This is a genomic window from Acidovorax sp. GW101-11A03 (assembly GCF_059424825.1).
In genome coordinates, this window is sequence record NZ_JBWKZU010000043.1 from 25,407 (window position 1) to 46,761 (window position 21,355).

18 protein-coding genes are annotated in these 21,355 nt (G+C 67.2%); 10 read left to right on the plus strand and 8 right to left on the minus strand.

Annotation, left to right across the window (positions count from 1 at the left end; all coding sequences use genetic code 11):
* Position 1: 1 nt before the first annotated feature.
* From AC07Z7_RS17420 to AC07Z7_RS17445, 6 genes are read right to left on the minus strand one after another with little or no spacing between them, the layout of a single operon-like run.
* Positions 2-1,288, minus strand: a complete 1,287-nt coding sequence (locus AC07Z7_RS17420) for an amino acid deaminase (RefSeq protein ID WP_494767048.1) — start codon at positions 1,286-1,288, stop codon at positions 2-4.
* Positions 1,285-2,277 (minus strand): ABC transporter ATP-binding protein, encoded by a 993-nt coding sequence (locus AC07Z7_RS17425; protein ID WP_494767049.1) that lies wholly within the window; start codon positions 2,275-2,277, stop codon positions 1,285-1,287. Before AC07Z7_RS17425 ends, AC07Z7_RS17420 begins: the two co-directional genes overlap by 4 nt.
* 26 nt (positions 2,278-2,303) lie before the next feature.
* Positions 2,304-3,368 carry an ABC transporter ATP-binding protein gene (locus AC07Z7_RS17430; RefSeq protein ID WP_494767050.1) on the minus strand — a complete coding sequence of 355 codons (1,065 nt, stop codon included), beginning with the start codon at positions 3,366-3,368 and terminating at the stop codon, positions 2,304-2,306.
* Positions 3,365-4,228, minus strand: a complete 864-nt coding sequence (locus tag AC07Z7_RS17435) for an ABC transporter permease (RefSeq protein WP_494767051.1) — start codon at positions 4,226-4,228, stop codon at positions 3,365-3,367. The genes AC07Z7_RS17430 and AC07Z7_RS17435 overlap by 4 nt, the downstream gene beginning before the upstream one ends.
* Positions 4,225-5,175 carry an ABC transporter permease gene (locus tag AC07Z7_RS17440; RefSeq protein WP_252658173.1) on the minus strand — a complete coding sequence of 317 codons (951 nt, stop codon included), beginning with the start codon at positions 5,173-5,175 and terminating at the stop codon, positions 4,225-4,227. The genes AC07Z7_RS17435 and AC07Z7_RS17440 overlap by 4 nt, the downstream gene beginning before the upstream one ends.
* An 18-nt stretch (positions 5,176-5,193) precedes the next feature.
* The gene (locus tag AC07Z7_RS17445) at positions 5,194-6,804 is read right to left on the minus strand and encodes an ABC transporter substrate-binding protein (protein ID WP_494767052.1); all 1,611 of its coding nucleotides are present in this window, start codon (positions 6,802-6,804) and stop codon (positions 5,194-5,196) included.
* 117 nt (positions 6,805-6,921) lie between these two features.
* Between AC07Z7_RS17445 and AC07Z7_RS17450 the strand changes: the two genes are divergently transcribed.
* Together AC07Z7_RS17450 and AC07Z7_RS17455 are read left to right on the plus strand one after the other, a co-directional pair.
* Complete coding sequence (locus tag AC07Z7_RS17450; RefSeq protein ID WP_192429645.1) at positions 6,922-7,311, plus strand: RidA family protein; 390 nt, start codon at positions 6,922-6,924, stop codon at positions 7,309-7,311.
* A gap of 3 nt (positions 7,312-7,314) precedes the next feature.
* Positions 7,315-8,262 carry a sugar kinase gene (locus tag AC07Z7_RS17455; RefSeq protein ID WP_494767053.1) on the plus strand — a complete coding sequence of 316 codons (948 nt, stop codon included), beginning with the start codon at positions 7,315-7,317 and terminating at the stop codon, positions 8,260-8,262.
* A 159-nt stretch (positions 8,263-8,421) separates the two neighbouring features.
* On the opposite strand, the gene rocF is transcribed toward AC07Z7_RS17455, so the two are convergent.
* Complete coding sequence (rocF, locus tag AC07Z7_RS17460; RefSeq protein WP_094291906.1) at positions 8,422-9,375, minus strand: arginase; 954 nt, start codon at positions 9,373-9,375, stop codon at positions 8,422-8,424.
* Between the two features lie 200 nt (positions 9,376-9,575).
* On the opposite strand from rocF, the gene holA reads away from it, so the two are divergent.
* Positions 9,576-10,631, plus strand: coding sequence for a DNA polymerase III subunit delta (holA, locus tag AC07Z7_RS17465; RefSeq protein WP_252658176.1), 1,056 nt, complete (start codon positions 9,576-9,578; stop codon positions 10,629-10,631).
* A 72-nt stretch (positions 10,632-10,703) separates the two neighbouring features.
* On the opposite strand, the gene AC07Z7_RS17470 is transcribed toward holA, so the two are convergent.
* Positions 10,704-10,988, minus strand: coding sequence for a hypothetical protein (locus tag AC07Z7_RS17470; RefSeq protein ID WP_494767054.1), 285 nt, complete (start codon positions 10,986-10,988; stop codon positions 10,704-10,706).
* A gap of 63 nt (positions 10,989-11,051) precedes the next feature.
* Here AC07Z7_RS17470 and AC07Z7_RS17475 point away from each other — a divergent pair, with 63 nt between their 5' ends.
* From AC07Z7_RS17475 to gshB, 7 genes are all read left to right on the plus strand, one after another.
* Positions 11,052-12,332, plus strand: coding sequence for a glutamate-5-semialdehyde dehydrogenase (locus AC07Z7_RS17475; RefSeq protein WP_494767055.1), 1,281 nt, complete (start codon positions 11,052-11,054; stop codon positions 12,330-12,332).
* A gap of 61 nt (positions 12,333-12,393) precedes the next feature.
* Complete coding sequence (gene trkA, locus AC07Z7_RS17480) at positions 12,394-13,857, plus strand: Trk system potassium transporter TrkA (RefSeq protein ID WP_494767056.1); 1,464 nt, start codon at positions 12,394-12,396, stop codon at positions 13,855-13,857.
* 21 nt (positions 13,858-13,878) lie between these two features.
* Positions 13,879-15,345: a TrkH family potassium uptake protein gene (locus AC07Z7_RS17485; protein WP_494767057.1), complete on the plus strand. Its 1,467-nt coding sequence runs from the start codon at positions 13,879-13,881 to the stop codon at positions 15,343-15,345.
* An 88-nt stretch (positions 15,346-15,433) separates the two neighbouring features.
* The gene (gene gshA, locus AC07Z7_RS17490; RefSeq protein WP_094291813.1) at positions 15,434-16,729 is read left to right on the plus strand and encodes a glutamate--cysteine ligase; all 1,296 of its coding nucleotides are present in this window, start codon (positions 15,434-15,436) and stop codon (positions 16,727-16,729) included.
* 296 nt (positions 16,730-17,025) lie between these two features.
* Positions 17,026-18,894 carry a potassium transporter Kup gene (locus AC07Z7_RS17495; protein WP_094291812.1) on the plus strand — a complete coding sequence of 623 codons (1,869 nt, stop codon included), beginning with the start codon at positions 17,026-17,028 and terminating at the stop codon, positions 18,892-18,894.
* A 143-nt stretch (positions 18,895-19,037) separates the two neighbouring features.
* Complete coding sequence (locus tag AC07Z7_RS17500) at positions 19,038-20,225, plus strand: benzoate/H(+) symporter BenE family transporter (protein ID WP_494767058.1); 1,188 nt, start codon at positions 19,038-19,040, stop codon at positions 20,223-20,225.
* A 52-nt stretch (positions 20,226-20,277) separates the two neighbouring features.
* On the plus strand, positions 20,278-21,234 hold the full coding sequence (gene gshB, locus AC07Z7_RS17505) for a glutathione synthase (protein ID WP_494767059.1): 957 nt from the start codon (positions 20,278-20,280) through the stop codon (positions 21,232-21,234).
* Positions 21,235-21,355 lie beyond the last annotated feature (121 nt).

Genomic DNA, 21,355 nt, shown 5'->3' on the forward strand with positions numbered 1-21,355 from the left:
GTCAAAAACGGGTGCTGATGGCGCGGGTGATGGTGCCTTCGTCGTCCACGACGGGCAGCCAGCGCCATTTGTCAAAAGTGGTGCAGGGGTGCGAGATGCCCAGGGCCACCCTGTCGCCCACGGCGGGGGCGGGGCCTGTTGCGGGGTCGTAGCGCAGGTAGGCGTGGTGGTCGTTGAGCGCGCTCACCGTCCACCCGGTGGGGATGCTGGCAGCGCGGCGCTCGTGGCGCGGCGCCCAGCGCACAGGCACGGGCATCTCCAGATCGTACGAGACATCACGCCGCCCGCCGCTGAGCAAGGCCAGCCCGGGCTCGGGCACCGACTGCACCAGGGTCCAGACTTCGAGCGCCGGGCGCAGCGAGTCGTCCAGCCCCTCGCGCTGCTCCACATGCTTCAGAAAGCGCTCGTAGTTGCCATGGTCGTGTGTGATGTAGCAGCCCGAGCGCAGCACGCCCAGCACGGGTTTGGACAGACCCTGCGTGCGCAGCAGCGGAATGACGAGGTCGAACACGGCCGAGCCGCCTGCGGTGAGCAGGATCTCGGCATCGGCAAACAGGCCCTGCGCATCGCAGGCGCGGGCCACCTCGGTCACGCGGCGCACCAGCGCCGTGACCTCGCGTGCATCGTGTTCGCTGTCGCAGCGGGCCACGCCGCCTTCGTAGCACTCCACCCCGCCCAGCTGCACGGCGGGCGACGCAGCCATGGCCTGGGCCAGCGCCAGGGCTTCTTCCAGCGTGCGGCAGCCGGTGCGCTGGCCGGGCACGCCCATCTCCAGCAAGGTATCCAGGCGCCGTTCACCACGCGCAGTGTGGCCGCGCCGCTCGGCCCAGTCTTCAATGCAGCGCAGCTGCGCCAGGCTGTCGATGAGGAACCACACGCGCAGGTCGGCGTGGCGCTGCAGCAGTGCGTGCAGCCCGTCCAGGTCGGCGTCGCACAGCACCTGGTTGGCGATGATGGCGCGGCGTGCACCGGCCTCCACCCCCACGCTGAGCTGGTACACGGTGGCAAAGGTCAGGCCCCAGGCGCCCGCCTGCAGCTGCTGGGCAAACAGCTCGGGCGACAGGGTGGTCTTGCCGTGTGGGGCCAGGGCCACGCCCTTGCGCTCGGCGTAGGCCTGCATCCAGGCCAGGTTGTGGGCCAGGGCGCTTTCGCGGATGACGGCAATGGGCAAGGGCAGGTCGCCCGCCAGCACGTTCCAGCCGCGCTGGCCCAGGTCGGCGGGGCGGCAGGGGGCGGCGTGCAGCGGGTAGCCCTTGCAGCGGTGGTCAAGCAGGAGTTCGTCGGTCATGGTGCGGGGTGTGTCGGTGCGGTTTTCCAGCAGGCGTGCAGGTGGCCGGGGGCCACCTCGCGCAGCTGCATGTCGGCGCTGGCGCAGCGCGCCTCGGCCTGCGGGCAGCGGGTGCGGAACACGCAGCCCGAGGGCGGATTGGCCGGGCTGGGCAGGTCGCCTTGCAGCAGCGCAATGCTGCGGCGCTGGGCGGGGTCAGGGATAGGTGCTGCGGCCAGCAGGGCCTGGGTGTAGGGGTGCTGAGGTGTGGCATACAGCGCCTCGGTGGGGGCGATTTCCATCACCCGGCCCAGGTACAGCACCACCACGCGGTCGCACAGGTACTCCACCACATCGAGGTCATGCGAGATGAACAGCAGCGTGAGGCCCAGCTGCTCTTTCAGTTCGCCGAGCAGGTTCACCACCTGCGCCTGGATGGACACATCCAGCGCCGACAGCGGCTCGTCGGCCACGATGAACTGGGGCTCCACCGCCAGCGCTCGCGCAATGCCAATGCGCTGGCGCTGCCCGCCCGAGAACTCGTGCGGAAAACGCTCGGCATGCTCGGGCCTGAGGCCCACCTGCTCCAGCAACTGGTGGATGCGCGGCAGGCGCGCAGCGCCCTTGGCCAGGCCGTGCGTATCCAGCGCCTCGGCCAGCACTTCGCGGATGCGCATGCGGGGGTTCAGGCTGGCGTAGGGGTCCTGAAAAATGATCTGGATCTGCGAGCGCAGTGGCCGGTATTGCGACTGCGAGAGTTGTGCCAGGTCTTGCGGTGCAGCACCGCCGTGGTAGCGCATCTGCCCGCTGGTCGGGTCCACCAGGCGCGTGAGCAGGCGGCCAATGGTGCTTTTGCCCGAGCCCGATTCGCCCACCAGGCCCATGGTCTCGCCCCGGCGGATGGTGAAGCTCACATCGTCCACCGCGCGCACGGGGTGCGGGCCGCTGCCGAAATGCTTGCGCAGGTGGGCAATTTCCAGCAGCGGTGCGGCGGTATCGGTCGGGGCCATGGTGGGGGGTGGGTTCAGGACGGCGTTCATGCACTCACCTCGGCGGGTTCGGCGTATTCCTCGCGGTGCAGGCAGCGCACCATGCGGCGTGGGCCTGCCGCCTCCAGCGCGGGCATGGCGTGGGTGCAGTCGGGTTGCTGGCGGGCGCAGCGCGGCGCAAAGGCGCAGCCGGGCGGGGGCGCGAGCGGGCTGGACACCTGGCCCGGTATGGCGACCAGTTGCCGCCGGCCGTGGGCGGGCGTGCCTGCCGCCAGGGCTTGCCGCCGGGCCACGCCGGGCAGGCAGGCCAGCAGGCCGCGCGTGTAGGGGTGCTCGGGCCGTGCAAACAGGTCGTGCACAGGTGCGGACTCGACAATGCGCCCGGCGTACATCACGGCCACGGCGTCTGCGTATTGCGCCACCACGCCCAGGTTGTGCGTGATGAACAGCATGCTCATGCCGGTCTCTTTCTGCAGCCGCCCCATCAGCGCCAGGATCTGCGCCTGGATGGTCACGTCCAGCGCGGTGGTGGGCTCGTCGGCAATCAGCAGCGTGGGGTTGCAGGCCATGGCCAGCGCAATCATCACGCGCTGGCGCATGCCGCCCGAGAGCTGGTGCGGGTACTCGTGCACGCGCTGCGCAGCGGCGGGGATCTCGACCAGCTCCAGCATCCGGCGGGCGTGGGCCAGTGCGGCGCTGCGGTCCATCTTCAGGTGCAGGCGGGCGGACTCGGCAATCTGCTCGCCTACCGTCAGCACGGGGTTCAGGCTGGTCATGGGCTCCTGGAAGATCATGGCCAGCTCGTTGCCGCGCAGCGTGCGCTTCTCGGCCTCGGGCATGGCCAGCACATCGACCTTGCGGCCGTCGCGCTGCACAAACCAGGCCTGGCCCGTGACCTGCGCCTGCGAGGTACGGGCGTGCAGGCCCATGAGCGTGAGGCTGGTCACCGACTTGCCCGAGCCCGATTCGCCCACCAGCGCCAGCGTTTCGCCGGGGTGGATGGCAAAGGACACATCGGCCACGCTCTGGATGCGGCCTGCATCGGTGGCGAACGAGGTGGACAGGCCGCTGACTTCGAGCCGCGGCGCGGCGCTCATCGTGGGGGAGGTCATACGGTCTTCTTCAGTTTGGGGTCGAGCAGGTCGCGCACGCCGTCGCCCAGCATCTGCAGCGACAGGGCCGTGAGCACAATGGCCACGCCGGGGGCAAAAATGGTCCAGAACGCCTTGTCGGCATAGTCCAGGCTGCCCGCAATCATGGTGCCCCAGGTGGGGATGTCGGGCGGCACGCCCACGCCCAGAAAGGACAGGCCCGCCTCGGCCAGGATGGCGTAGGCAAAGATGAACGTCACCTGTACCAGGATGGGCGACATCAGGTTGGGCAGGATGTGGCGCCACAGGATGAGGTGCGTGCGCACGCCCAGGGCGCGTGCTGCGTCCACAAACAGCAGTTCGCGCAGCACCAGCGTGGTGGCGCGCACCACGCGGGCCACGCGCGGGGTGTAGACGATGACCAGCGCCAGCATCACGTTCCATAGCGACACGCCCAGGATGGACACAAGGGCAATGCCCAGCAGGATGTCGGGGAAGGACATCATCGCGTCCACCAGGCGCATCAGCGGGGCGTCGAGCTTGCGGAAGAACCCTGCAAACATGCCCAGCAGCGTGCCCAGCAGCACGGCGCCCGCAGCGGTGACCAGGCCAATCAGCAGCGAATAGCGCGCGCCGTGCACGATGCGCAGCAACACATCGCGGCCCAGCTCGTCGGTGCCCGCCCAGTGCGTGCTCGAGGGCGCGCGCAGCCGCTCGCTGATGGACAGGGCATTGGGGTCCGCGTCGGACACCCAGGGGAAGACGACCGCAATGCTCGCCACCAGTGTTATCACGACGGCGGCGGCCAGCACCACCTTGCGGGCGAACAGTCGGCGCAGCACGGCCCGCAGGCGGTGCCAGAAGGAAGGGCTCGGGTTCATGGGGCTTCCAGGCGGATGCGGGGGTCCACCAGCGTGTACAGAAAGTCGATGGCCAGGTTGATGAAGACGTAGATGGCGGCAATCACCAAGAGCGTGCCCTGGATCACGGGGTAGTCGCGCCGCAGCACGGCCCGCACCACCAGGTTGCCCACGCCGGGCAGGTTGAAGACGGTTTCGGTCACCACGGTGCCACCGATCATCAGCGCCATGGTCAGCCCCAGCACGGTGACGATGGGCACCAGCGCATTGCGCAGCACATGCTTGACCATGATGGTGCCCTCGGGCAGGCCCTTGGCGCGGGCGGTGCGCACGTAGTCTTCGCCCAGGATGTCGAGCATGGAGGCGCGCGTGAAGCGGATGATGAGCGCTGAGTTGAGCAGCCCCAGCACCAGCGCGGGCAGCATGAGGTGCGACAGCCGCTCGCCCAGCGTGGCCGTGGGGTCGCCATAGCCCGAGGCCGGAAACCACCCCAACTTGACCGCAAACAGCTGAATCAGGATGAGGCCCAGCCAGAAGCTGGGCACACTCGCGCCCAGCATGGCCACGCCACTCACGGCCTGGTCGGTGGCGCTGCCGCGCCAGACGGCCGCCGCCATGCCGCAGGGCACGCCCACCAGCGCCGCGATGCCCACGGCAAACAGCGCCAGGAACAGCGTGGGCTCGGCCCGCTCCAGCAGGGCCTGGGCCACGGGGCGCTGCAGAAACAGCGAGTGCCCCAGGTTGCCCTGCAGCAGCTCGCCCACCCACAGCCCAAACTGCACAGGCAACGGCTTATCCAGACCGTACTGCGCGCGGGCCTGGGCAATGTCGGCGGCGGTGGCCTGGTCGCCCAGCAGCAGCGCCACGGGGTCGCCCGAGGCCAGCCGCGTGAGGCAGAACACCAGCACTGCCACCAGGGCCAGCACCACCACGGCGCCGCCCAGGCGCTTCAACAGAAATCGCATCATGGTGCTGTCTGCCCCTGCTTACTTGGCCAAGCCCGTGTTCCAGAAGAACGGCCAGATTGCGGGCGTGTAGCCCACGAGCTTGGCTGAGCGGGCCGACAAACCGTTGAACTTGCCCACCTCAATGAAGGGCACTTCGTCGTACACCACCTGCTGCACCTTGCCCCACAGCGCGCCACGCTTGGCGGGGTCCGTCGCTTGGTTGAATGCAGACAGCGCGGCCTTCTTGTCGGCCGAATCCCACCAGCCAGGCGCACCGTCGCCCAGCTGCGGGGGCGAGAGCATGGGCTCGGGGAACAGGCCCGAGTGGGTGAAGTACACGTCCCACAGCTTGGGGTCGTTGCGGCGCTGCACCAGCGTGGCCCAGTCCACCACCTGCAGTTCGGTCTTGAAGCCCGCCTTCTTGAGCTGCTCGGACATCACCAGCGCCATGTTGTAGTGGAACTCGTACTGGCGGCTGGCCATGATGCGCACGGGCTGGCCGCCGTAGCTGGCCTTGGCCGCCTGCTCTTTGGCGGCCTGCGGGTTGCGCTCGTTGTAGAGCTTGCTGCCCGCGTCCGAGTAATACGGCGTGCCCTTGGGGAAGAAGTTGGGCTCCACCACAAAGAAGCGGTTGTCGCCAAAGCCTGCGGCCAGCAGCTCGCCCGCGCCCACGGCGGTCTGCACCGCGCGGCGCAGGGGCTGCGAGGCCAGCACGCCTTCCTTGGTGTTGAACACGATGTACGGAAAGCCAAAGTTCTTGGTCACGATGGGCACCACGGCCGGGGCGCCTTTTTCGATGCGGCCAATGGCCTCCACCGGCAGCAGGTCGGCGTACTGGAACTGGCCCGAGAGCGCTCCTTCAACGCGCGTGTTGGCGCTGGGCACGGGCACGAAGCGCAGCTCGTCGAGCAGCGCCTCGCGCTTGCCGGCGTAGCCGCTGGCGGCTTCCTTGCGGCTGGCGTAGCCGTCAAAACGCACCAGCACGGTGAACTGGTCGGGGCGGCGTTCCTTGAACTGGTAGGGGCCGGTGCCGACGAAGTCTTTGAGCTGGGGCGCAATGCTCTCCTTGGCCATGATGGCGGCCATGCCGCTGGGCAGGGCCAGCTGGGCCAGCAGCGGCGCGTAAGGATTTTTCAGCTTCAGTTCCACCGCCAGTGCACCCTTGGCGGTGAGCGAGGCCACTTCCTTGCCCACGGCCTTGCCACGGGGGTTCAGCTCCATCCAGCGCTGTAGCGAGGCCACCACGTCGTCGGCCGTCATCTCGCGGCCGTTGTGGAACTTCACGCCCTTGCGCAGGGGGATGGTGTAGGCCAGCCCGTCCTTGGAGACGGTGGGCAGGCCCTCGGCCAGCATGGGGGCGATGGCCCAGTTGGCGTCGAAGGTGTACAGCGGCTCGTACACGTGCTGCATGATGGTGCCCACCAGGTCGGCGGTGCTCACCATGGGGTCCAGGCCCTGGGGCTCGCCCACCATGGCGAGGTTGGCGGCGCCGCCCTTGACTGGGGCGGTGGCGGCCGTTTGGGCCCAGCTGGCGCTGCAGGCCAGGGTGAGGGCTGCGGTCAGCGCCGCAGCACCCAGCAGCTTGCGGCGGCCCCGCAGTTCAGGCGTTGGCAGCGGATGCTGCACCAGGTTGGTTCCAGACGTTTGCATTGCACACCTCGAAGTAATAGGATTACACGAATAAGCACATTCGATGCCAGAATTGCGAACGAGATGGGCATTTCTGGAAGGAAGTGTGTAATATCTTTACTCAAAGGAGCGTTTTCCATGCCAGTAGAAACCCTCGGCCAAGCGCCGCTCGCGTCCGATCGCCTCGCACGCCCCCTCTCGCCCGCCACCCGTGCCGGCGACTTCGTTTTTGTCTCGGGCCAGGTGCCCACCGACGACCAGGGCCAGGTGGTGGTCGGCGGCATCGAGGCGCAGACGCGCCAGGTGTTCCAGCGCGTCAAGGACGCTTTGGCCCTGGCCGACTGCACCCTGGACGATGTGGCCAAGGTCAGCGTCTGGCTGGCCGATGCGCGGGACTTCGGCAGCTTCAACCGCGTGTACATGGAGTGTTTTGGGGACCACCGCCCCGCACGCTCCACCGTCGAATCGCGCCTGATGATCGACGCCAAGGTCGAGATCGACGTGACGGCCTACAAGCCGCGCGGCTGAGCCATGACCGCAGCCAAGCAAGCTGTGTGGGACGTGGTGGCGCTGGGCGAGGCGCTGGTGGAGTTCAACCAGACGCGTCCTGGCGAGCCGCAGTACCTGCAGGGCTTTGGGGGCGACACCAGCAACGCCGTGATCGCCGCCGCCCGCGCGGGCGCACGCACCGCATACCTTACCCGCCTGGGCAGCGATGCCTTTGGCCAGGCCCTGCTGGACCTGTGGGCGCGCGAGGGTGTGGACACCACGGCGGTAGAGCGCGACGCGCAGCACCCCACGGGCATCTACTTTGTGACGCATGGTGCGGCCGGGCACGAGTTCAGCTACCTGCGCGCGGGCTCGGCCGCCAGCCGCATGGCGCCTGCGTGGTTGCTGGATGCGCCCACAGCGGTGCTGCAGCAGTGCCACATCCTGCATGTGTCGGGTATCTCGCTGGCGGTGTCGGCCTCGGCCTGCGACACGGCCTTTGAGGCCATGCGCGTGGCGCGGGCCGCCGGTGCACGCGTGGCGTTCGACCCCAACCTGCGCCTCAAGCTCTGGCCGCTGGCACGGGCGCGGGCGTGCATCGCGCATGCGGTGTCGCTGTGCGACATCTTCCTGCCGGGGCTCGATGACATGGCCGCGCTGCTGGGCCTGAGCGATGCGGATGCGATTGCCGACTGGGGCCACGCGCAGGGCGCGGCCACGGTGGTCGTCAAGCTCGGGGCGGATGGCGTGCTGCTGAGCAGCGCCGACCCCGCCGTGCCGCGCCAGCGTGTGGCGGGCCGCAGTGTGGCGCTGGTGGATGCCACGGGGGCGGGTGATTGCTTTGATGGCAACCTGCTCGCGCGCCTGGCGCTGGGCGATGACCTGGCCGCCGCCGTGCGTTATGCCAACACGGCGGCATCGCTGGCCGTGCAGGGCTTTGGCGCCGTGGCGCCGCTGCCCACAGCGCAGCAGGTGCAGGCGCTGCTGTAACGCTGGGCCGCTGCGCCCACCCGTTCGGGCTGCGGCCTGCTGTCTGAACGGGTGGCGGTGGCGATTTTCTTCAGGCAAAATGGCCGTTGCCGCGCGACCATCATGCCTTTGCAGCTATTAAATTAGTAGTAAACGGGCCTGCGCCCGCTGTGCCGTGCCTCACACAGGCCGTGTGCGCATCAGCGTGCTCTTGCCAAACAGCGACTCCACCAGGTCCACCGCCAACACAGCGGTCTTGTTGCGCACGTCCAGCGCCGGGTTCAGCTCCACGATGTCGAGGGACGCCAGGCGGCCGCTGTCGGCAATCATCTCCATGCACAGCTGCGCCTCGCGGTAGGTGGGGCCGCCAGGCACGGTGGTGCCCACGCCAGGGGCAATGTCGGGGTCCAGAAAATCCACGTCAAAGCTCACATGCAGGTGGGTGTGGGTGTCCACGCCCGCCAGGGCCCGTTCCATCACCTGGCGCATGCCCACCTCGTCGATGGCGCGCATGTCAAACACTTCCAGGCCCTGTTCGTGCACAAAGCGTTTTTCGCCTGCGTCCACGCTGCGGATGCCGATCTGGCGGATCTGCTCGGGCCGCAGTGCCGGGCCACCGCCGGGCATGGCCGCCAGCTGCGTCAGTTCGGCCGGGCCAAAGCCGCACAGGCAGGCCACGGGCATGCCGTGCACGTTGCCGCTGGGGGTGAGTTCGCTGGTGTTGAAGTCGGCATGCGCGTCGAGCCACAGCACGCGCAGCTTCTTGCCGCTTTCTGCGCAGTGGCGGGCCACGGCGCTGATGCTGCCCAGGCCCAGGCTGTGGTCGCCGCCCAGCAGGATGGGCAGGTGGCCCAGCTGCAGCTCGGCATACACGGCGTCGTACACCAGCCGGTTCCACTGCGCCACCTCGGGCAGGTGGCGGTAGCCGTTCACCGGGGGCAACCAGGGGTTGGAGGGGCCGCCCAGGTTGCCCCGGTCAAACACCTGCAGCCCGTGCAGCTCCAGCGCCGCCTGCAGCCCCGCCACGCGCAGGGCCTCGGGGCCCATCGATGCGCCGCGCGCGCCCGCGCCGATGTCGGTGGGCGCGCCAATCAGGCTGGTGGGCTGGGCGCTGCGCAGGGTGTTGGGGGGCATGGTCAGGGCTTTCTGTGCGGGGTGGACAAGGGCAGCGGCCAGGCCGCAGCGCGGGCGGTGGCGCCCGGGCATTCTCGGGGCTTTGGGTGCCAATGAACAGTGCGCGGGCTGATCAGTCCGCCATGGCCTTTGTGCACTGTGTGGGTGCACACTGGCCATTTGCACAAAACCCGGCGGGGCAAGGCGATAAACTTTGCCGCATGCAAGTCGCCCTGGCCCAACTCTCATCGCATCTTCAACGGGGCCTGTCGCCGCTTTATGTATTGCACGGCGACGAACCCTTGCTGCAGCAAGAGGCCGCCGACGCCATCCGCGCCACGGCCCGCGCCCAGGGCTACACCGAACGCAGCAGCTACACCGTGGCCGGGGCGCACTTCGACTGGAGCGCCGTGCTGGCCGCCGGTGGCTCGCTCAGCCTGTTTGCCGACAAGCAGATCGTCGAGATCCGCATCCCCTCGGGCAAGCCCGGCAAGGACGGCAGCGTGGCCCTGCAACAAGTGGCCGAATCGGCCCGTGGCAACGACAGCACCCTTACTCTGGTGATGCTGCCGCGCCTGGACAAGGCCACCAAGACCGGCGCCTGGTTCGCCGCCCTCGAATCCAGCGGCACCTCCATCCAGATCGACCCCATCGAGCGCGGCATGCTGCCCCAGTGGATCGCCCAGCGCCTGGCCGCGCAGGGCCAGCGCGTGGTGGCGGGCGAGGAAGGGCAGCGCACGCTGCAGTTTTTTGCCGACCGCGTGGAAGGCAACCTGCTGGCCGCGCACCAGGAGATCCAGAAGCTCGCGCTGCTGCACCCGGCGGGCGAGCTGACCCAGGCCCAGGTCGAAGCCGCCGTGCTCAACGTGGCGCGCTACGACGTGTTCAAGCTGTCCGAATCCGTGCTCTCAGGCCACACCGCCCGCGTGCAGCGCATGCTCGACGGCCTGCAGGCCGAGGGCGAGGCCGAAGTGCTGGTGCACTGGGCCCTGGCCGAAGACATCCGCGCCCTGAAGCGCGTGAAAGACGCCATGAACGCCGGCCGCCCCCTGCCCATGGCCCTGCGCGAAAACCGCATCTGGGGCCCCAAGGAGCGCCTGTTCGAGCGCATCCTGCCCAAGGCCAGCGACGCCGCCCTGGCGCGCCTGCTGCAGTCGGCCCACACGGTGGACGGCATTGTCAAGGGCCTCAAGCAGCCCGACTGGCCGCAGGATGGCTGGCAGGCGCTGCAAAGGCTGGCACTGCAGGTGTGCCGGTTGACGCAGGCGGCGCGCTGAGGGCTCGGCGGCGAACAGGCTGCTGGCGCTTTTCTATCAAGCGCCATGTGCTATCAAAATGGGAATCTTTGGTCAGGCGGCTGCCAGTGCCGCGCGCGCCTTCTCCACCCACATCTGCAAATTCGCCACCAGATCCTTCTGGCTGAACGAGCAGCTTTCCTCCGAAAACAGCGCGCTCGATTCCAGCCGGTCCAGCAGGTTCAGCAATACCTCGCCGTAGCGCGGGGGCAGGGCGGCGAGCAGGGCCGTCTGCTGGCGGGCCAGGGTGCTCAGGGTGGCAGCGCTGTGGTCGCCGCGTTCAAAGGCCTGCAAGGCTTCGGTCAGGGTGGCGAGCTGGGCGGGGGCGGTGGTGGTCATGGCCAGGGATGTGCGAGTAGGGCAAGTCCGCAAGGGTAAAGCCAAGTGCGGCAAAATCGCCGGATGAACGCCCTCCACGTCGCTGAATACACGCATTCTCTCGGTCTCCAGGCAAAAACAGCCTCTGCGCTGATGGCCAAAGCGCCAGCAGCTATCAAAAACAAAGCACTCAAGGCGCTGGCCCGGCTGCTGCGCGAGAACGTGGATGCGCTGCAGATCGACAACGCCAAAGACCTGGAGCGTGCCCGTGCCGCCGGGCTGGCCGAGCCCATGGTGGACCGTCTCAAGCTCAGCCCCAAGGTGCTGGAGACCTGTGCCGAAGGCTGCGAGCAGCTGGCCGCCATGCCGGACATCATTGGCGAGATCCTGAGCATGAAGCAGCAGCCCAGCGGCATCCGTGTGGGGCAGATGCGCGTGCCGATCGGTGTGTTCGGCATGATCTACGAGAGCCGCCCCAACGTGACCATCGAGGCGGCCAGCCTCAGCATCAAGAGCGGCAACGCCTGCATCCTGCGTGGCGGCTCCGAGGCGATTGACTCGAACAAGGCGCTGGCCAAGCTGGTGCAGCAGGCGCTGGCCGAAGCCGGCCTGCCGCAGGACGCGGTGCAGCTGGTGCAGACCACCGACCGCGAGGCTGTGGGCCAGCTCATCGCCATGCCGCAGTTTGTGGATGTGATCATCCCGCGTGGTGGCAAGGGCCTGATCGAGCGCATCAGCCGCGATGCCAAGGTGCCCGTGATCAAGCACCTGGACGGCAACTGCCACACCTATGTGGACGACCCCTGCGACATCGCCATGGCGGTGAAGGTGGCTGACAACGCCAAGACCAACAAGTACAGCCCCTGCAACGCGAGCGAAGGCCTGCTGGTGGCGCGCGGTGTGGCGGCGGAGTTTTTGCCCAAGATCGGCGCGGTGTACGCCGCCAAGGGCGTGGAGATGCGGGGCTGCCCCGAGTCGCTGGCGATTCTGGCGGCTGTGCCCGCCGCGAAGCTGGTGCCCGCCACCGAGCAGGACTGGAGCGAGGAATACCTGGCGCCGATCATCAGCGTGAAGATCGTGGCAGGTGTGGACGAAGCCATTGCCCACATCAACCACTATTCCAGCCACCACACCGATGCCATCCTGACGACGAACCATGTCCATGCCCAGCGCTTCCTGCGCGAGGTGGATTCGGCCAGCGTGATGGTGAACGCGAGCACGCGGTTTGCCGATGGCTTCGAGTACGGCCTGGGCGCCGAAATCGGCATCAGCACCGACAAATTCCACGCGCGTGGGCCGGTGGGCATCGAGGGGCTGACCTCGCTCAAGTACGTGGTGCTGGGCGAGGGCGAGGTGCGGGGCTGATTTGCTATCTATTTGATAGCTATTGACGCATATCAGTCGCGCGCAGAGGCCCCATTTTTCTATGAAAATCATCATCCTCGGCGCGGGCCGTGTGGGCCAGAGCGTGGCAGACAGCCTGGTGTCGGAGCGCAACGACATCACGGTGATCGACACCGACGCCGCGCGCCTGCGCGACCTGGAGTCGCGCTTTGACCTGCGCGGGGTGGTGGGCAATGGCATCGAGCCCGCCGTGCTGGCCGAGGCGGGTGCCGAGGACACCGACCTGCTGATCGCCTGCGCCGCACAGGACGAGACCAACCTGGTGTGCTGCAAGATCGCGCAGCTGCTGTTCAACATCCCCAAACGCATTGCGCGCGTGCGCTCCGGCGGCTTTCAGGGCGACGACCGGCTGGTGGGGCCCGAGGGTTTTGCGGTGGACCGCATCATCTGCCCCGAAGAATCGCTCACCCGCTATATCGGCAAGCTCATCGACTACCCCGAGGCCATGCAGGTGCGTGAGTTTGCTGGCGGCCGCGCCTGCCTGGTGTCGGGCCGGGCCCGGCCGGGAGCGCCCATGGTGGGCCCCACGATTGGCGAGCTGCGCGAGCGCGCGCCCGAGATGGCGATGCGCATGGTGGCCATCTACCGCCGGTTTGCCGACGAGCCCGACCGCTTCATCGCCTGCGACGGCGCCACCCGCATCGAGCCGGGTGACGAGGTGTTTGTGCTGGCGGCGCACGAGCACATCGCCCAGGTGCTGGCGGCCCTGCACCGCCCGGCCTCGCAGCAGCCCCAGCCGGTGCGCCGCATCATGATTGCGGGCGGCGGGGGTGTGGGGCTGCGGCTGGCGCGGCAGCTGGCGCAGACACCGGGGCGTTTCCACACCAAGATCATCGAGGGCGATGCCGAGCGCTGCGTGGCGCTGGCGTCGGCGCTGCCGTCCGACGTGCTGGTGCTGCAGGGCGACACCACCGACGAGGACCTGCTGGGCGACGAGGGCATCGAGGAGGTGGACCTGTTCCTCGCACTCACCGACGATGACGAGGACAACATCATGTCCTGCCTGCTGGCCAAGCGCATGGGCGCAAGCCGCGTGCTGGCCCTCATCAACCGGCGCAGCTATGCCGACCTGATGCATGGCACACAGATCGACATTGCGCTGTCGCCCGCGCAGGCCATGCTGGGCGAGCTGCTGGCCTATGTGCGCCAGGGCGATGTGCAGGCGGTGCACAGCCTGCGCCGGGGCGTGGCCGAGGCGCTGGAGATCGTGGCGCGCGGCGACCGCAAGAGTTCGCGGGTGGTAGGGCGCAAGGTCAGCGACCTGCAGCTGCCGCGCGACGTGCACATCGGCCTGATCGTGCGCGGGCTGCCCGATGCCTCCGACCCCACGGGCGCAGCCACCGCCAGCCTGCGCGAGCCTGAGGTCATCATCCCGCGCAGCGCGACGGTGATCGAGAGCAATGACCATGTGGTGTTCTTCCTGCCCAACAAGCGGCTGGTGCGCGATGTGGAAAAGCTCTTCCGCGTGAGTGCAACTTTTTTCTGACGCCGGGCCAGCGAGCGACCCATGGTGGACATGTTTCCCGTGCTGCGGGTGCTGGGCATCCTGATCATGATCTTTGCGCTGACCATGGGGCTGCCGCTGGCGGTGTCGCTGTGGACGGGCGATGGCGTCTGGCATGTGTACCCGCTGTCCATGGGCGCCACGCTGCTGGCGGGCGCGTGGCTGTGGTGGCGGCTGCGGCTGTTCCGGCAGGAGCTGCAGCCGCGCCACGGTGTGATGCTGGTGTCGCTGGTGTGGGCGCTGCTGCCGCTGTCGGCCGCGCTGCCGCTGATGCTGGCGGGGCACTACACGGGGCACCCGCTGTCGTTCACGCATGCCTATTTCGAGGCCGTGTCAGGGCTCACCACCACGGGCTCTACCGTGCTCACCGGGCTGGATGCGCTGCCGGTGTCGGTCAATGTGTGGCGCACCTTTTTGCAGTGGATGGGCGGCATGGGCATCCTGATCCTGGCCGTGGCCGTGCTGCCGCTGCTGGGCGTGGGCGGCAGCCAGCTGTTCAAGGCCGAGGCGGCAGGGCCGCTGAAGGACACCAAGCTCACGCCGCGCATGACCGGCACGGCCAAGGGTCTGTGGGGCGTGTACGCGCTGTTTTCGGTGCTGTGTGGCCTGGCCTACTGGGCCGGGGGCATGGCGCCGCTGGATGCGCTGATGCACATGTTCACCACCGTGAGCCTGGGCGGGCTGTCGTCGCACGACCAGAGCTTTGGCTACTTCCAGTCGCCGCTGCTGGAGGCGATCTGCATCTTCTTCATGCTGGTGGCCAGCTGCAATTTTGCGCTGTACTTTGTGGCGTTTCGCAAGGGCCACTGGGGTGGCTTCTGGCGCGACCCGGAGCTGCGCGCCACGCTGTTTGCGCTCATCGGCGGCGGGCTGGTGGTGGCGCTGCTGCTGTGGGCCAAGGGGGTGTATGCACCGCTGGAGGCATTGCGCCACGGCATGTTCAACCTGGTGTCGCTGGCCACCACCACCGGCTATGCCACGGTGGACTACCTGGCCTGGCCGGTGTTTGCGCCCGTGTTCATGCTGCTGCTGTCGGGCGTGGCCACCAGTGCCGGATCGACGGGCGGCGGGATCAAGATGGTGCGCATGCTCATCCTGGCCAAGCAGGCGCGCCGCGAGATGAACCGCCTGGTGCACCCGCGCGCCGTGCAGCCGGTGTGCCTGGGGGGCGGCGTGGTGGACAACCGGGTGATCTTCTCGGTGCTGGCCTTCATGCTGGTCTATGGCGGCACGGTGTTCGGCCTGAGCATGGTGCTGCTGCTCACCGACCTGGATCCTGTGACCGCGTTCTCGGTGGTGCTGGCCAGCGTCAACTGCGCGGGCCCGGGCCTGGGCAGCGTGGGTCCCGCGTCCAACTACGCGGTGCTGACCGATTTCCAGATCTGGGTGTGCACACTGGCCATGCTGCTGGGGCGGCTGGAGATTCTGAGTTTCATGGCCTTGCTCACCCCCGCTTTCTGGCGCCGCTGACATTGCTTTTCGTGGCCGTGCCTTGCGAAACCGGAAGACGGCCCCAAATCCCTACAATTCGTCCGCAATTTGCTTCCCGAGGGCATCTATGGTTCCGCATCTCATCACGGCCCTCACGGGGCCGATCAACGAACTCGAACAGCGCGTTCTCGACTCGATGCCCGCCATCGAACGCTGGTTCCGTCTGGAATGGATGGAACACACGCCGCCGTTCTACACCTCGGTGGACATCCGCAATGCGGGCTTCAAGCTCGCGCCTGTGGACACCAACCTCTACCCCGGTGGCTGGAACAACCTGACCAAGGAGATGCTGCCCCTGGCCGTGCAGGCCGCCATGGCCGCCATCGAGAAGATCTGCCCCGAGGCGCGCAACCTCTTGATCATTCCGGAGAACCACACGCGCAACACCTTCTATCTGGCCAACGTGGTGCAGCTGCAGCGCATCTTCAACATGGCCGGCCTGAACGTGCGTGTGGGGTCCATCAGCCCCGAGATCAAGAAGCCCACGCTGATCGAGCTGCCCAACGGCGACACGGTGACGCTGGAGCCCGTGGTGCGCACCAAGCGCCGCCTGGGGCTCAAGGATTTCGACCCCTGCACCATCCTGCTCAACAACGACCTGTCGGCGGGCCCGCCAGGCATCCTGGAAGACATCCACGAGCAGTACCTGCTGCCCCCGCTGCATGCGGGCTGGAGCGTGCGTCGCAAGAGCACCCACTTCAAGAACTACGAAGAAGTGGCCAAGCGCTTCGGCAAGATGCTGGGCATCGACCCCTGGCTCATCAACCCCATGTACAGCCAGTGCGACGGTGTGGACTTTGCCGAAGACAAAGGCATGGACAAGCTGCAGACCACGGTGGATGCCTTGCTGACCAAGGTGCGCCGCAAGTACAAGGAATACGGCATCAACGAAAAGCCGTTCGTGATCGTCAAGGCCAACAACGGCACTTACGGCATGGGCATCATGACGGTGCGCGATGCCAAGGAGCTGGACGCGGTCAACCGCAAGACCAAGAACAAGATGGCCGTCATCAAGGACGGCCAGCCGGTCAATGACCTCATCATCCAGGAGGGCGTGCTGACCCAGGAGCGTGTGCACGAAGCCGTGGCCGAGCCCGTGGTCTACATGATGGACCGCTATGTGGTGGGTGGCTTCTACCGCATGCATGCCGAACGCGGGGTGGATGAGAACCTGAATGCGCCCGGTGCGAGCTTCGTACCCCTGGCCTTTGAGCACAGCACCCACATGCCGCAGCCCGGCGTGCGCCCCGGGGTGAGTGCGCCCAACCGCTTCTACATGTATGGCGTGGTGGCACGGCTGGCGATGCTGGCGGCCAGCTACGAGCTGGAGGCGACCAACCCCGACGCCGAGGTGTACGACTGAACGCGCCCCCTGAGTCGCTTCGCGCCTTCCCCCTCTCTCGCTGCGCGGGAAGGGGGCGCACCCGGTGGCCTGGCCAAGCCAATTCATGGCGCAGGGGCTCTATCCATCATGGCGGGTGAACGTCAAATGATGGCCTGCCACGCCCGCACCCGCCTGCCAAGGGGGGACAGCCAGGCCCAGTTGCTGCGTCGCAACATTGGGCGGATGCCTCCAGGCGCTTGATCTGGCGCAGGCGCACAATAGCGTTCCCAAAAGTAACAGAACCCCGGCGGCCCCGCGCATGCCGGGTGCGGTCAGTGCAAAGCTCCAAATCTTCGCTCGCAGCGCTCACGCTGGGCGCTATCGGTGTGGTGTATGGCGATATCGGCACCAGCGTGCTGTATGCCGTCAAAGAGGTGTTTGGCTCCGGCCATGTGCCTTTCACCCCGGACAACATCTACGGCATCCTCTCCATCTTCTTCTGGACGCTCACGGTCATCGTGTCGCTGAAGTACGTGGTGCTGGTGCTGCGCGCCGACAACCATGGCGAGGGCGGCCTGATCGCGATGCTGGCCCTGGCCTCGCAGGCCGTCAAGGACAAGCCCCGGCTGCGCGGCGTGCTGCTGGCGGTGGGAATTTTCGGCACCTCGCTGTTCTATGGCGACGGGGTCATCACCCCGGCCATCTCGGTGCTGTCGGCGGTGGAGGGGCTGGAGGTGGTCTCGCCCCACTTCAAGCAGTATGTGATCCCCATCACCCTGGTCGTGCTGTTCTGCCTGTTTGCCGTGCAAAAACGCGGCACCGGGGGCATCGGCAAGTTCTTCGGGCCCATCACCCTGGTGTGGTTCATCAGCCTGGCCTTGCTGGGGGTATCGCACATCGTGGGCCACCCCGAGATCCTCTGGGCGCTGAGCCCGCACCACGCGCTGGGCTTCATGTGGGCCAACCCGGGCACCAGCTTCATCATCCTGGGTGCGGTGGTGTTGTGCGTGACTGGTGCCGAGGCGCTGTACGCCGACCTGGGCCATTTTGGCAAGCGGCCCATCCGCCTGGCCTGGTTCACCGTGGCCATGCCGGCGCTCACGCTCAACTATTTTGGCCAGGGCGCCCTGCTGCTGGCCGAGCCCGAGGCGGTGAAGAACCCCTTCTACATGATGGCCCCCGACTGGGCGCTGATCCCGCTGGTGGTGCTGGCCACCATGGCCACAGTGATCGCCTCGCAGGCCCTGATCACCGGCGCCTTCAGCGTGACCAAGCAGGTCATCCAGCTGGGCTACCTGCCGCGCCTGAACATCCAGCACACCAGCGTGCGTGACACGGGGCAGATCTACATGCCGCTGGTGAACTGGGGGCTGTTTGCCGCCATCGTGCTGGCGGTGGTGATGTTCCGCTCGTCCAGCAACCTGGCCGCCGCCTACGGCATTGCCGTGACGCTGGACATGCTGATCACCACCACGCTCACCTTCTTCGTGATCCGCTACGGCTGGCGCTATCCGCTGGCGCTGTGTATTGCGGCCACGGGCTGCTTCTTTGTGGTGGACCTGGCGTTCTTCGCCTCCAACATGCTCAAGCTGTTCCAGGGCGGCTGGTTCCCGCTGCTGATCGGCGGCATCGTGTTCGCCTTCATGATGACCTGGAAGGAAGGGCGCCGCCTGCTCAACGACAAGCTGCGCGCCGATGCCATCGACCTGAAAGACTTCCTGGAGTCGGTGTTCATCAGCCCGCCCACGCGTGTGGACGGCACGGCCGTCTTCCTCACGGCCGAAACCGGCGCCGTGCCCAACGCGTTGCTGCACAACCTCAAGCACAACAAGGTGCTGCACCAGCAGAACCTGTTTGTCACGGTGCACAACCACGAAACCCCCTGGATCGGCCTGGACAAGCGCCTGCAGGTCGAGTCCCTGGGCCACGACTGCTGGCAGGTGGTGATCCACTACGGCTTCAAGAACGACCCCGATGTGCCGCGCGCCTTGGAGTTGCTCCGCGGCCGGGGCTGCGAGCTGGAGGCCATGACCACCAGCTACTTCCTCTCGCGCGACACGGTCATCCCCACCATGGGTGGCGGCATGGCGCCCTGGCGCGAAAAGCTGTTTGCCCAGATGCACCACAACGCCAGCGGCGCAGCGGACTTCCTGCACCTGCCCAACAACGCGGTGGTGGAGCTGGGGTCCAAGATCGAGATCTGAGCGGATTTTTTTGAGGTTTTTTGGCCTCTTGCGCGCGACCATCAAGCCAAGTTTGCTATTAAATATGTAGCAAATTGGCGTTTGGCGCTGAGGGCGGGCCCTCGCGCAGGCGGCTGCGGGGGCGCAGTGCCAGAATCCAGCCCATGCAATTTTTCAAAGACCTGAGCCTCTCGACCTTTGTCGCGGGGTTCGTGGCGGTGCTCGTGGGTTTCACCAGCTCGGTGGCCATCGTGTTCCAGGCGGCGCAGGCGTTTGGCGCCACGCCCGCCCAGGTCACCTCGTGGATGTGGGCGCTGGGCCTGGGCATGGGCCTGTGTTCGCTGGTCCCCTCATTGATTCTGCGGCAGCCTGTCATGGTGGCCTGGTCCACCCCCGGCGCCGCTGTGCTGGCCACGGCCGGGTTGGCCGGGGGCTTCAGCATGGGCGAGGCCGTGGGGGCCTTTATGGTGAGTGCGGTGCTCATTACCCTGGCGGGTGTCACGCGCTGGTTCGAGCGCGTGATGAACCGCATCCCGATGGAGATCGCCGCTGCCTTGCTGGCCGGTGTGCTGGCGCGGTTCGGCCTGCAGGCATTTGCGGCGGCCCAGACGGCGCTGCCGCTGGTGCTGCTCATGCTGCTGGTGTATCTGGTCAGCCGCCGCTGGCTGGCGCGGTATGCCGTGGTCATCACTCTGGTGGTGGCCGTGGCGTATGTGGCGGCCTGCGGGCAAATGGCCTGGTCGGCGGTGCAGCTGGAGCTGGCCCTGCCGGTGTTCATGGCGCCGGAGTTCAGCGTGGCCGCCCTGGTCAGCCTGGCGATCCCGCTGTTTGTGGTCACCATGGCCTCGCAGAACCTGCCGGGCGTGGCGGTGATCCGCGCGTCAGGCTACGACCTGCCGGTGTCCCGCCTTATCACCCTCACCGGGCTGGCCGCCCTGGTCCTGGCACCGTTTGGCGCCTTTGCACTGAACTTCAGTGCCATCACCGCCGCCATGTGCATGGGGCCGGAGGCGCATGAAGACCGCAGCCGCCGTTACACCGCTGCCGTGTGCTGTGGCGCGCTGTATGTGGCCATCGGGCTGTTTGGCGCGGTCATCACCGGGCTGCTGACGGCGTTCCCCAAGGAACTGGTCGTCGCCATTGCGGGGCTGGCGCTGCTGGGCACCATCGGCAACGGCCTGGCCGCTGCCTTGCGGGACGAATCCCACCGGGAGGCTGCGCTCATCACCTTCCTGGTCACGCTCAGCGGTGTGGTGGTGGCCGGTGTGGGGTCGGCCTTCTGGGGCGTGGTCGCCGGCAGCATTGCCTTATTTGTGCAACAGTACAGGCGTTCGCAGGCGGGGCTTGCCTAGTCTCGTTCGCTGCCCGGGCCGCTGGCCCCATCCACTTTTCCGATCCGACACCATGAAACTGCTTTTCATTGCCGACCCGCTGCACAGCTTCAAGATCTACAAGGACACCACCTTTGCCATGATGCGCGAGGCGCAGCGGCGCGGTCACACCCTGGCGGTGTGCGAGCCGCAGCATGTCACCTGGCAGCGGGGCGGCAAGGTGACGGCCCGGGTCCGGGACATCCGTCTCACGGGGGATGCGGAGCACTGGTATGACGCCCAGCCGGGGCGCAGCGCTGTGCTTGCAGACTTCGACGCGGTGCTCATGCGCAAGGACCCGCCCTTCGACAGCGAATACTTCTACGCCACCCACATGCTGGAGCAGGCCGAGCGCGAAGGCGCCAAGGTGTTCAACAAGCCCCGGGCCCTGCGGGACCACCCGGAAAAGCTGGCGATCATGGAGTTTCCCCAGTTCATCGGCCCCACCCTGGTCACGCGTGATGCGACAGACATCCAGCGCTTTCATGCCGAGCACCAGGACATCATCCTCAAACCGCTGGACGGCATGGGTGGCATGGGCATCTTCCGCGTCGGCCCCGATGGCCTGAACCTGGGCAGCATCACCGAAACCCTCAACCGCCATGGCGCGCAGAGCGTGATGGTGCAGAAGTTCCTGCCCGAGATCGTTGATGGCGACAAGCGTGTGCTCATCATCGGCGGCAGGCCCGTGCCTTTCTGCCTGGCCCGCATCCCGCAAGGCAGCGAAGTGCGTGGCAACCTCGCGGCGGGTGGCAAGGGCGTGGCCCGGCCCTTGTCAGCACGCGACCGTGAGATCGGAGAGGCCTTGGGCCCCATCCTGCTGGAGCGGGGGCTGTTGCTGGCGGGGGTGGACGTGATCGGCGACTGCGTCACCGAGATCAATGTGACCAGCCCCACCTGCTTCCAGGAGATCTTCGATCAGACGGGCTGCGATGTCGCCTTCCTGTTTGTGGATGCGCTCGAAGCCGCTGTTGCAGCCTGCCAGGGCTGAGTCGCCTGAATCCGACCAAACTCTTCCCAACCCACTTCAACCCGTGCTATAGTCGAGGGCTTCGCTTCTGAAGCACTTGCCCGAACGATGTAGTTGTTTGGTGCTGTGTTCGGTGGCTGGC